This window comes from Pseudoxanthomonas winnipegensis (assembly GCF_004283755.1).
Lineage (GTDB): Bacteria > Pseudomonadota > Gammaproteobacteria > Xanthomonadales > Xanthomonadaceae > Pseudoxanthomonas_A > Pseudoxanthomonas_A winnipegensis.
The window spans coordinates 255,911-267,939 of the sequence record NZ_SHMH01000006.1 but is presented as its reverse complement, the minus strand read 5'-3'; the positions used below and the strand labels follow the sequence as shown (position 1 = coordinate 267,939).

Below are 12,029 nucleotides of genomic sequence, written 5' to 3'. Positions count from 1 at the left end.
CCCACTGCAGGCAAGGCGAAAGGCGGGCTGCACCCCCGGCTTGAACAGCGTCGGGACTCGCCCCGACTTCCGTTTTGCTGACGTTAAACTTCGTTAATCTTCCCGTTCTTCCCCAGGCCTTTAACCCATGACGATTTCCCGCCGCCCGCGCTGCTGCGCGCTGGCGCCTCTGTTGTTCGTATTTCCCTGCGTCGCGGCTCAGGTGCTGGCCACTCCCTCGGTGTCCGCACAGGCGATTGATACCCCGGCCGCGCAACCGACCGTTGCAGCCTCCATTACGGTCCAGGCGATACGAGTGACAGGCGCGGGCACGCATGCCCGCCAGGGCATTGACACGCAGCACCTGCAGGCACTGGCCGATGCGCAGCTTCGCGCACTTGGCGGCGACCGCCTGCCCGCTCACGTCAGCTTCGCACAACTGCAGCAGATCGCCGACACGCTGACCCAGGCCTATCGCAAGGCCGGCTTCCTGGTCGCCCGTGCGTATCTGCCGGTGCAGACCTTGGGGCCGGACCAGGTGGTCGAGATCCGCGTGGTCGAAGGCCGGGTCGGCAAGATCACCGTCGAGGGCGCACACCGCTACGACGACCGCCTGATCGCCAGCCCTGCCCAGGCCCTGCAGGGCCAGATCCTGCGCCAGCAGGATCTGCAGTCGGCGCTGCTGTATACCCGCGACCTGCCGGGCGTGTCCGCCACGTCCGTGCTCAAGCCCGGCGCCAACCCCGGCGAGACCGACGTGGTGATCCAGGCCAGCGAGGAGCGTCCGCTGCACAGGTCAGCGTCGGCGCCAGCAACTACGGCACTCCCAGCATCGGCCGCTACCGCGCCCAAGTCGGCGTGGACTGGAACAACCCGCTGGGCCTGGGCGACCACCTGTCCGCCAGCTACGCCTATGCGCTGGATCCGGCCAATACCTGGCAGGGCAGCTTCGGGTACCAGGTGCCGATCGCCGGCGTCGATGGCCTCAGCGCCAGCGCGTCCTACACGCGCAGCGTGGTGAACCTCGACAGCGGCGCGTTCGCCGCGCTCGATATCCAGGGGCCGACCGAGCAGACGGCGCTGGGCCTGGACTGGAAGTTCGTCAATTCCGACGCCTGGCGCGTGCAGAGCTGGCTGCATCTTGTCAAGGAAAGCTCGCGCCTGCAGGGCCTGGGCGTGCTGCTGTCCAAGCAGAAGTTCGACGTGGCCGAGCTCGGCACCAGCGTGCGCCACGACGACCGCCAGCGCCACGCCATCGACCTGCTGCAGCTCAGCGTGCGCGGCGCGCTCGACGACGATTCGCCGCAGACCGACTACCTGTACGCCCGCCACGACCGGCACTTCACCGTCGCGCGCCTGGGCTACACCCGGCTGCAGGGGCTGACCGCCACGCAGCGTCTGCAGTTGCGCGTCAACGGCCAGTACAGCGACGACACCCTGACCCCGCTGGAGCAGTTCTCGCTGGGCGGACCGACCAGCGTGCGCGCCTTCCCGCTCGGAGGGGCGCTAGGCGACCGTGGCTTCGACTCCGGTCTGGAGTACCAAGTGGACGCACCGGGCTTCGCGACCGCAGCCTCGCCGTTCGGTGGTCGCACCTGGGGCCAACTGCTGACCGCCAGCGTGTTCTACGACTACGGCCGGGTCTACCCCAACGGCGCCAACCGCGCCGTGTACGACAGCGTCACCACCTTCGAAGGCGCGGGCGTCGGCATCGGCTTCCGGCTGCCCGACTGGCACGGGCTCTCGTTCGATCTGGCCGCGGCCAAGCCCACCGGCACCACCAAGCCGGGCGAAGGCAAGGATGTGCGCTACTGGGCCCGCTTCGGCCTGACCTTCTGACCTGGGGATCACCATGAACCGCATCTACCGCCTCGTCTTCAATCGCCATCTCGGCGTGCTCCAGGTCGCCTCCGAAGTCGCCGCCGGCCACGCCGGCGGAACCGGAGCCGGCGCCGGCGCTGCGCGCCTCGCCGCGCCGCTGCTGCCCTTCGCCTTGGCCTGCGCCCTGGCCGCGCCGGCCTACGCCAGCGGCGTGCCGTCGCTGGCCAGCGCCACAGGCGCCACCGTGTCGCAGAACGGCAGCACGCTGCACATCGACCAGAACGCCGCCAAGGCCGTGCTGAACTGGAACAGCTTCAACGTCGGCAAGGACGCCAGCGTGGTGTTCGTGCAGCCCTCCAGTTCGGCGGTGGCGCTCAACCTGATCGACGCCAGCCGCGGCGCCAGCGTCATCGACGGCAGCCTGCGCGCCAACGGCAATGTGTTCCTGATCAACTCCGCCGGCATCCTGTTCGGCAACCACGCGCAGGTGAACGTCGGCGGCCTGGTCGCCAGTTCGCTGGGCCTGGCCTGCGACGATGACCACGGCTACCTGCTCGCGCGCGGCGACCATGGCGCTGCCAGCGTGGTCAACCGGGGCAGCATCAACGCCGGCAACGGCGGCTCGGTGAACCTGGTCGGCAACCATGTCGACAACCGCGGCAGCATCACCGCCGATGGCGGCGCCATCCGCCTGCTCTCCGCCGACCAGGTCAAGGTGACCATGGACGCGGCCGGCGCGATCGGCATGCAGATGGTCGCGGCCGCCAGCCAGTCGGTGGACGGCGCGGCGGCGGCGGTGGAGAACAGCGGCACCCTGCGCGCCAACGGCGGGCAGATCCTGCTGCAGGCGGGCAGCACCGGATTGTCACAGTTGCTGGTCAACAACACCGGCACGCTCGAAGCCACCGGCATCGACACCTCCGGCGGCAGCGTGCGCCTGATCGGCAGCGGCGGCGACGTGGCCAGCAGCGGCCGCATCGATGTCTCCGGCACCCAAGGCGGCAGCGTGCAGTTGCTGACCGATGGCGCGGTGAACGTCGATGGTCGCATCGATGCCCGCGGCAGCGCGGCCGGCGGCATCATCCGCGTCGTCGGCGGCTACCAGGGCGGCGAGCAGTTGCAACACGCCAGCGCGGCCACCGTCGCCAGCGGCGCGACGCTCAACGCCAGCGCGACCGGCCAGGGCAACGGCGGCTCCATCGTGGTCTGGTCCGACGGCCACACCGCGGTGCATGGCGCACTGCGCGCCGACGCGGCCGGCAGCGGCAACGGCGGCCTGCTCGAAACCAGCGGCCACACCGTCGACTTCTCCGGTATCGCCGTCGGCGCCAAGGGCGCCGGCCCCGGCAGCGCCGGCACCTGGCTGGTCGACCCGGAAGACCTGACCGTGGACAGCGCGGCGGCCAGCACCATCAGCGGCGCGTTGAACGGCGGCACCAATGTCACCCTGCTCGCCACCCTGACCAACGCCAGCGGTCCGGGCAACGTGAGCAGCGGCGCCGGCGACATCAACGTCAATGCGGCGATCGGCTGGAGCGGCAACTCCACGCTGACCCTGGACGCGTACCACAGCATCTATCTCAACGCGCCCATCACCGCGACCGGCGCCAACGCCGGCCTGGTGCTGAACTACGCCGGCTATACCGACAACGGCAGCGTCGGTGCAGGCGACTACTACGTCAACACGCCGGTCTCGCTCGGCGGCGCACACGCCAGCCTGGCGATCAACGGCCAGGCGTACACGCTGATCCACTCGCTGGCCGACGCGGCCACCTATTTCAACAGCCCTGGTTCCTACGCGCTGGCGCAGGACATCGACCTGGCCGGCGTCACCCGCAGCAGCGCCCTGGTGTCCTCCTTCCAGAGCAAGCTAGCCGGCCTGGGCCACAGCATCAACAACCTGACCATCTCCGGCGCCAGCGGCTACGTCGGCCTGTTCGGCACCACCAGCAGCAACAGTGTCATCCGCGACCTGCACCTGGGCAATGTCTCCATCTCCGGCGGCTATTACGTCGGCGGCCTGATCGGCTACGGCCAGGGCGCGATCAAGAACGTCACCGTCGACGGCAGCGTGACCGGGAGCTCCGGCGGCGTCGGCGGATTGGCCGGCTACAACCTGGGCTTGATCGACGGCAGCGCGTTCGCCGGCAGCGTCAACGGGCAAAGCGCCGTCGGCGGCGTGGCAGGCAACAACGTCAGCGGCACGATCAGCAACACCCACAGCACCGGCAGCGTGACCGGCAGTTCCTCCAACACCGGCGGCCTGGTCGGCTACAACGACGGCGGCAGCCTCACCAACACGTATTCCACCAGCAACGTGAGCGGCACCTACTATGTCGGCGGCCTGGTCGGAACCAACCAGAACGCCGGCACGATCAAGAACAGCTATGCCAGCGGCAGCGTCATCGGCACCAGCTCCATGGTCGGCGGACTGGTCGGCATGAACTACCAGAGCGCCATCGCCAATACCTACGCCACCGGCAGCGTCACCGCGCCGACCTCGGTGGGCGGGCTGGTGGGCGTCAACAACCCGGGCGGCGCGGCTGTCACCTCCGCCAGCGTCAGCACCAGCTACGCCACCGGCGCGGTCAACGGCACCAACAACGTCGGCGGGCTGATCGGCGCCAATCAAGGCAGCGTCAGCAATGCGTCCTGGGACGTCGGCAGCACCGGCCAGGCCAATGCCATCAGCAACAGCGGCAGCGGCAGCGTCACCAACCTGACCAGCTTCGGCAGCGGCAACCGCTACAACCACGCCACGTACGGCAATCTCGGCACCTGGTCGCTGCTCGCCGGTAGCAGCAACGTCTACGTCGCCAGCGATGGCGTCGGCAGCCCGGCCTGGATCATGATCGAGGGGCAGACGCGCCCGTTCCTGGCCAGCGAGTACAGCACCACCATCGGCAACGCGCACCAGTTGCAATTGATGGCGTACAACCTGGCAGCCAACTACAGCCTGTCCGCCGACATCGATGCCAGTCAGACCGCAGGCAGCAATGCCAGTAGTATGTGGAGCAGTGCGGGCTTCAGCCCAGTCGGCGACAGCAACAGCGCCTTCGCCGGCAGCCTGAGCGGCGCGAACCATACGATTTCCGGGCTGACCATCGCCCGCGGCAGCGCGTCCTATGTCGGCCTGTTCGGCAACACCGGCGCCGCCAGCCGGATCGGCAATCTCGCCCTGACCGGCGCCACCGTCACCGGCACCGCGTACGTGGGCGGCATCGCCGGCTTCAATGCCGGCACCCTCAGCGGCATCCGCGTCAACGGCAGCATGAGCGGCACCGGCAACTTCATCGGCGGCCTGGCCGGCTACAACAACGCCGGGACGATCGCCGGCGTGCAGACCAGCGGCAGCGTGGTCGGCAGCGGCGGCGCCTACAGCGGCAACTATGTCGGCGGGCTGATCGGCAGCAACGCCAACGGCACGATCGGCACCTCGTCCTCGTCGAGCACGGTCTCCGGCGGCAGCAGCGTCGGCGGCCTGGTCGGCAACGACTACCAGGGCAGCTATAGCGACGCCTTCGCCACCGGCAACGTCAGCAGCACCAGCGCGACCACCGGCAACAACGTCGGCGGACTGATCGGCAACGCCATCCAGAGCACCCTACAGAACGTCCACGCCACCGGCAATGTCACCGCGACCACCTCGAGCGCTGGCGGCCTGGTCGGCATGGCCGGCGCCGGCAGCATCCAGAACGCGTATGCCAGCGGCAACGTGTCGGGAACCCGGAGCGTCGGTGGCCTGGTCGGACGCGGTTCCGCCACGATCACCACGGCATATGCGACCGGCGCGGTGACTGGCAGCTCGTCCGAGATCGGCGGGCTGATCGGTACCCTGGACCACGGCAGCCTCGCGTCGACCCATGCCACCGGCAACGTCTCCGGCAGCCGCTTTGCCGGCGGACTGGTCGGCTACAGCAACACCGGCAGCGTGGGCGCGTCCTATGCCACCGGCACCGTGTCCGGGACCGACTATCTCGGCGGGCTGGTGGGCTACAACGACGGCGGCAGCATCGGCAATGCCTACGCCACCGGCAACGTCTCCGGCAGCATGTATGTCGCCGGGCTGGCCGGCTACAACGACAACGGCACCATCGCCAACACCTACGCCAGCGGCGATGCCACCGGCACGGCGTATGTCGGCGGACTGGTCGGCGTCAACTACAACAACACCGTGCGCAACTCCTACGCCACCGGCAACGTTTCCGGCACTGGCGCGGTCGGCGGCCTGGTCGGCTCCAATTCCAACGGCAGCATCGTCGCCAGCTTCTTCGCCACCGACATCGGCGGCAATCCGCGGAACGTGGGTCTGAACACCGTCGGCAACAGCGGCGGTACCATTGATTCGATCAGCGGCGGCAGGTCCTGGAGCGCGCTGAACACGCTGTCCACCTTCACCGATGCCGGCTGGGCGATCGACGACCGCGGCGGCACAGGCCTGACCTGGCGCCTGTACGAAAACATGGGCACGCCGCTGCTGCGCAGCTTCCTGACCCCGCTCACGGTCAGCACCAGCCTGTCCGGCCTCGACAAGGTCTACGACGGCAGCGGCGCCAACGGCACGCTCGCGTCCTACACGGTCGGCGGCACCTTCGACCCCAGCCTGCTGTTCGGATCGTCGCTGCGCTACGCGACCGCCGGCAATGGCGTCGGCAGCTACACCACCGGCAACGGCACGCTGCAGATCGGTGGCCTGGCGTCCTCGCAGCAGGGCTACGACATCGGCTACGTGGTCTCCGGCGGCATCGCCATCACCCCGGCAGCATTGACGGTGACGGCCTCGGCGGCCTCCAAGACCTACGGCAACAGCGCCACGCTCACCGGCTACAGCGTCTTCGGCCTGGTCAGTGGCGACAATGTGTCGGGCGTGACCCTGGACAGCAGGGGCGCATCCGCCACGGCAGGCGTCGGTCAATACGCGATCAACGCCTCCGGCGCCATCGGCAGCGGCTTGGGCAACTACGCGATCACCTATGTCGACGGCACGCTCACGGTGGACCCGGCCTCGCTGCGCATCGTCGCCAGCGATACCAGCAAGATCTATGGCAACAGCGCCACGCTCACCGACTACAGCGTGTCCGGCCTGGTCAATGGCGACAGTGTGTCTGGCGTGACCCTGGGCAGCAGCGGCGCATCCGCCACCGCGGGCGTCGGTCGTTATGCGATCAACGCCTCCAATGCACTCGGCAGCGGCCTGGGCAACTACACGATCGCCTACGGCGACGGCACGCTCACGGTGGACCCGGCGACGCTGCGCATCGTCGCCAGCGATGCCAGCAAGACCTATGGCAACAGCGCCACGCTCACCGGCTACAGCGTCTACGGCCTGGTCAGTGGCGACAATGTGTCGGGCGTGACCCTGTACAGCAGCGGCGCATCCGCCACGGCAGCCGTCGGCGGTTATGCGATTAACGCCTCCAACGCGCTCGGCAGCGGCCTGGGCAATTACACGATCACCTATGTTGACGGCACGCTCACGGTGGACCCGGCCTCGCTGCGCATCGTCGCCAGCGATGCCAGCAAGACCTATGGCAACAACGCCGCGCTCACGGGCTACAGCGTGTCCGGCCTGGTCAATGGCGACAGTGTGTCCGGAGTCACGCTGAGCAGCAGTGGCGCATCCGCCACCGCGGGCGTGGGTCGCTACGCGATCAATTCCTCCGGCGCCATCGGCAGCGGCCTGGGCAACTACACGATCGCCTACAGCGCCGGCGCCCTTACCGTGGACCCGGCGACGCTGCGCATCGTCGCCAGCGATGCCAGCAAGACCTACGGCAACGTCGCCACGCTCACGGGCTACAGCGTCTCCGGCCTGGTCAATGCTGACAGTGTGTCCGGCGTGACCCTGGGCAGCAGCGGCGCATCCACCACCGCGGATGTCGGCCGTTATGCGATCAACGCCTCCAATGCCATCGGCAGCGGCTTGGGCAACTACACGATCGCCTATGTCGACGGTGTGTTGACCGTGCTGCCCGCAGAGGACGGCGTCCAGTTGCCGGCGTCGACCGTCCAGGCGATCAACCAGGCGGTCGCCGTCACGAGCACAGGGCAGGAGGCCGACAGCGTGCATGGCGACGACCAAAGTGAGGACCACATTGCCCGCGAGCTGGCCGCCGCCGCGCAGGCCGAGGCGAACGATGACGGCGTCACAGCCTTCGGTATCCAGGTCATCGACGGCGGCGTGCGCGTCCCGACGCCGGCCTGCACGGCAAGCGGCACCTCGGCCATTTCTTCGGCAGCGTGCCTCCGACAGTGAACCGCGGTGACCTGGAGATTGCATTGCGTACATTTGCGGCTCTGGTGGTCTGGTGCGTGTACCGGGGAAGGACCAGCTACGGCACGCTGACCTGAGCGTCCTCCCCTGACCGCAACGCGGATAGGGGAAGGTTGGCTTGGGATGCCAGGTGCGCGGGGCCAGAGAAGGAACGCAAAAGCACCTTTCCCTTCTCCGTCGCTAGCTGCGACTACGAGCTCTCGTTCGCCTGCAGCAAACGGGACGCGGCAGTTCATTGGCCCTCGATGGCTTTTTCGCCTGCGGCGGGGGGCGCCGCACCCCTGTGTTTGGCCGATGAGGTCCCGCCGAGGTCGGCACGACCTCCGCGATACAACCGGTCCGCGTCGGTGTGCGACCATGCCGCGCCCGTGCCCTGCGCGTTCGCCCCCATGCCTCAGCCGTGCCCCGCCTCTCTCCACGCCTGATCCGGATCGCCGGCTGGTCGCTGCTGGCCGTGGCGATCGCTTCCACCGCCATCGGCGCGGCGGTGCTGGCGCGCAAGGCCGCGCTGGAGAGCGAGCAGCGGGCGCTGGCCGACCAACTGCACCTGCGCGCGCAGTCGCTGCAGCGGCTGATCGAACGCTATCGGGTGATGCCCACGGTGCTGGCGCTGGATCCGGAGCTGCGCACGGCGCTGCAGCAGCCGCAGCAGGCGCGCGATGTGGCCGCGCTCAACCGCAAGCTGGTGGTGGCCAACGGCGCCACGCACGTGTCCACGCTGACCCTGATCGACCGCGACGGCATCGCCGTGGCGGCCAGCAACTGGGACGACCCCAGCAGCAACGTCGGCCAGGACTATGCCTTCCGCCCGTATTTTCGCAACGCGATGCGCGATGGCACCGGCACCTTCTACGGCATCGGCGTCACCACCGGCGTGGCCGGCTACTTCATCTCCGAGGCGATCCGCGATGCGCACGGGCGCCGGCTCGGCGTGATCGCGGTGAAGATCACCCTGGACGCGCTGGAGACCGAATGGCGCGACAGCCGCGACCTGCTGTTGCTCAGCGACAGCCACGACATCGTGTTCCTGGCCAGCCAGCCGCGCTGGCGTTACAGCGAGCTGCGCCCGCTGACCGAGCGCGACAACGAGGACCTGAACGCCACGCGCCAGTACGCGGGCCAGCCGCTGCATCTGGCCGGCCTGCAGGTGGTGGATACCCTGCCCGGCGGCGACCGCCGCGTGCAGCTGCGCAACCCCAGCGCACGCGGGCTGTGGCTGTGGAAGTCGCTGCCGCTGGACGGGCCCGCCTGGACCCTGCACGCGCTGCGCCGCGATCGCAGCGTCGCCGCGGCCTGGAGCGCGGTCGCGGTGGCGGTGGCGTGCTGGCTGCCGCTGATCCTGCTGGGGCTGTTCGTGCGCCAGCGCGTGCGCCTGGCCGAGCACCGCCGCCGCAGCCGCGAGGAACTCGAACGCATGGTCGCCCACCACGCCGAGGCGCTGCGCTCGGCCCAGGACGGGCTGGTGGATGCCGCGCGCGCGGCGGCCTCGGGCCAGTCCAGCCTGGAACACCTGCCGCAGGGCGTGAGCGTGGTCGATGCGCAACTGCGCCTGATCGCCTGGAACAGCCGCTACCAGGAGATGTTCCAGTTCCCGGCCGAGATGATGCAGGTGGGCCGGCCGATCGAGGACTTCTTCCGCCACAACGCGCGCAAGGGCTGGCTGGGGCCAGGCCAGGTCGAGGAGGCGATCCAGCGCCGCCTGGACCATCTGCGCAGCGGCGGGGCGCACATGCACGAGCGCGAGCTGCCCAACGGCCGCGTGCTGGAGATCCGCGGCAATCCGATGCCCGACGGCGGCTTCGTCACCAGCTTCGCCGATATCACCACCTACGTGGCCGCCGCGCGCGACCTGCGCACGCTGGCCAGCACGCTGGAGCGGCGCGTGGAGGAGAGCACGGCCGACCTGCGCGCGGCCACCGCGCTGGCGGAGAACGCCAACCGCTACAAGGCGCGCTTCGTCGCCTCGGCCGTGCACGATCTGCTGCAGCCGCTCAACGCCGCGCGCATGTTCCTGGGCGCACTGCGGGGCAAGCTGCACGGCGAGGAGGAGCGCGACCTCATGCAGCGCGCGCAGACTGCGCTGGCCGCGCAGGACGACCTGCTGGCCTCGATGCTGGAGGTGTCGCGACTGGAGGCCGGCGTGCTGCAGCCCAAGCTGGAGGACGTGGCGCTGGGCCCGCTGCTGGCCGGGTTGGCCGAGCAGTTCGGCATCCTGGCCCAGGCGCAGGGCCTGGTCCTGCACACGGTCGGCACCCGCGCGCGGGTGCGCACCGACCCGACCCTGCTGCGCCGGGTGCTGCAGAACCTGCTGTCCAACGCGTTGCACTACACCCCGCACGGCAAGGTGCTGCTGGGCTGCCGCCGCGTGCCCGGCGCGGTGCGCGTGGAAGTGTGGGACACCGGCGTGGGCATCCCGGAGAACAAGCACGCGGCAATCTTCGAGGAGTTCGCGCGGCTGGACAACGGCCTGCGCCACGACCGCCGCAGCGCCGGGCTGGGCCTGTCGATCGTCGAGCGCACCGCGCGGCTGCTGGAGCATCCGCTGTCGCTGCGCTCCTGGCCCGGACGCGGCAGCGTGTTCGCGATCACCGTACCGCTGGCGGCGGCGACCCCTGCGGCGACCGTCCCACGCGTTCCGGTGCCGGGCGCGCTGGCCGCACAGCCGCTGCAGGGCACGCGGGTGTGGTGCCTGGATGCCGATGCGCAGGCCTGCGAGGCGCTGACGGCGCTGCTGCGCAGTTGGGGCTGTCAGGTCGCCTGCGGCAGCGCGCCGCAGGCGCTGGAGGCGCTGGCCGGCCAGGAGGCGCCACCCGACCTGGTGCTGATGGATCTGCGCTGGCGCGACGGGCACGGTGCGGCGGCCGTGGCTACGCTGGAGCCGGTGCCGCCGCTAGTGCTGATCGGCGCGCCCGGCGAGCGCGCCGAGGCGCTCGAGCACGGCCACGGCTTTCTCGCGCGGCCGATCACGCCGGCCGCGCTGCGTGCGGTGCTGACCCAGCGCCTGATGGCGAGTGGGAGGCTGCGCTGAGGCTGGGGGAGCTGGTCTTGTCGCCGGGGATGATCAAGCTTTCCCGGTAAAGCCTCATCGCTGCCATTGGCCGAAAAGGCCACAAGGGCGGCACCCTCTGTAGAGCGGAGCTTGCTCCGCTGCGCTTCGTTCGGTTCGTAGGGAAGGCCCCAGCGGAGCAAGCTCCGCTCTACAGGCAGGATGCTGCGAGATTTGAGGACACAGTTGCCCCCACCAAGGCCCTACAAGGCGTCGTCGGGGCTGGGGACGTCGTCCAGCTCGAGGGAGCGCGCCATGACGGCGGCCTGGGTGCGCGAGCGGCAGCCGAGCTTGGACAGCACGGCGCCGACGTGGATCTTGACCGTGTTCTCGGCCAGCCCCAGCGCGGCGGCGATCTGCTTGTTGAGCAGGCCCTCGGCCACCAGCATCAGCACGCGGAACTGCTGCGGCGTCAGCTGCGCCAGGCGCGCGGCCAGCTGGGCGTCGGCCTCCGAGCGCGCGGCGGTCAGCGGCGGGAACCAGGTGCCGCCCTCGAGCACCGTGGCCACCGCCTCGCCGATGGTTTCCACCTGCGAGGACTTGGGGATGAAGCCGGCCGCGCCGAACTGCTGGGCGCGGCGGATCACGCGCGGATCGTCGTTGGAGGAGATCACCACCACCGGCAGCTCGGGGCGCTCGCCGCGCAGCAGCGCCAGCGCCGACAGGCCGCGCGCGCCGGGCATGGCCAGGTCCAGCAGCACCAGGGCCACGTCCGGATGCTGCTCCAGGGCCACGCCCAGGGTGGAGACGCTGGAGGCCTCGACGGTGGACACGCCCGGGAAGCGCGAAGCCAGCGCGTGCAGGACCGCGGCGCGGAACAGCGGATGGTCGTCGGCGACGAGCAGGGTCGGTGGCGTCATCCGCACAGTCTAGGACACCGCGGGCGGGCGGCGCTCAGGCCGGCGTCGC

4 protein-coding genes and 1 pseudogene are annotated in these 12,029 nt (G+C 69.8%); 4 read left to right on the top strand and 1 reads right to left on the bottom strand.

The window, feature by feature from the left end:
• Window positions 1–127: 127 nt before the first annotated feature.
• From EAT51_RS20675 to EAT51_RS13350, 4 genes and pseudogenes are all read left to right on the top strand, one after another.
• Window positions 128–484, top strand: a pseudogene (locus tag EAT51_RS20675) (POTRA domain-containing protein); the annotation flags it as partial.
• Window positions 485–810: 326 nt separating this feature from the next.
• Entirely contained in the window at window positions 811–1,818 is a 1,008-nt protein-coding gene (locus tag EAT51_RS20670) for a ShlB/FhaC/HecB family hemolysin secretion/activation protein (protein ID WP_228257940.1), read from the top strand.
• 13 nt (window positions 1,819–1,831) lie between these two features.
• The gene (locus EAT51_RS13355; protein WP_130521571.1) at window positions 1,832–8,056 is read left to right on the top strand and encodes an MBG domain-containing protein; all 6,225 of its coding nucleotides are present in this window, start codon (window positions 1,832–1,834) and stop codon (window positions 8,054–8,056) included.
• Between the two features lie 418 nt (window positions 8,057–8,474).
• Window positions 8,475–11,102, top strand: coding sequence for a hybrid sensor histidine kinase/response regulator (locus EAT51_RS13350; RefSeq protein ID WP_130521569.1), 2,628 nt, complete (start codon window positions 8,475–8,477; stop codon window positions 11,100–11,102).
• A gap of 221 nt (window positions 11,103–11,323) precedes the next feature.
• Here EAT51_RS13350 and EAT51_RS13345 read toward each other — a convergent pair whose 3' ends face one another.
• Window positions 11,324–11,980 carry a LuxR C-terminal-related transcriptional regulator gene (locus EAT51_RS13345; protein WP_130521567.1) on the bottom strand — a complete coding sequence of 219 codons (657 nt, stop codon included), beginning with the start codon at window positions 11,978–11,980 and terminating at the stop codon, window positions 11,324–11,326.
• Window positions 11,981–12,029: the final 49 nt, after the last annotated feature.

What these genes read in the sequence shown, in the direction of transcription:
- EAT51_RS13355 (WP_130521571.1), top strand. Translation starts at nt 1,832, where the DNA reads ATGAACCGCATCTACCGCCTCGTCTTCAATCGCCATCTCGGCGTGCTC.
- EAT51_RS13345 (WP_130521567.1), bottom strand. Translation starts at nt 11,980, where the DNA reads ATGACGCCACCGACCCTGCTCGTCGCCGACGACCATCCGCTGTTCCGC.